1 pseudogene is annotated in these 530 nt (G+C 51.3%); it reads right to left on the reverse strand.

The features are described from left to right. Positions 1 to 530, reverse strand: a pseudogene (locus R7R78_RS29195) (sensor histidine kinase); the annotation flags it as partial.

Below are 530 nucleotides of genomic sequence, written 5' to 3' on the forward strand. Positions count from 1 at the left end.
GATTGCATGGCATCAAGCGCATTGGATATCAGGTTGCCAAGCACTTGTTGTAAGCGTTGTTCTTCCCCCTGAATTTGCGGCAGATCGCTAGGTATTCGAACGCGAACATCCACATTCGCCAGCTGAGATTGATAGACACGCAGCGTCTCTTCCAACGCGCTGGTTAACGACAGTGCTTGTAGCTTTTCAGGTTTGTTGTACGCGAATGTTTTGAGCTGGCTCGTCATGCTTGCCATGCGGTCAATCAGCTTTTGCACGAGCACATTATTGGCCTTCATCATGGCGGTTTCGCCGCGTTCTGCCAATAACTCGTTGGTGGTGAGAAGGGTGCGCAATCCGGTAAGAGGTTGATTCAACTCGTGGGTAATCGCGCTCGACATGCGGCCCAACGCCGCCATTTTGCTCGACTCAATCAATTGCTCCTGAGCTTGACGTAGCGCTTGCGTGCGCTCTTCTACCCGCTGCGCTAGCTCTTGGTTGATGAGTTGTAGCGATTGTTCAGCCTTTTTGCGTTTACTGATATCGATGAG

This window comes from Vibrio sp. 2134-1 (assembly GCF_033339495.1).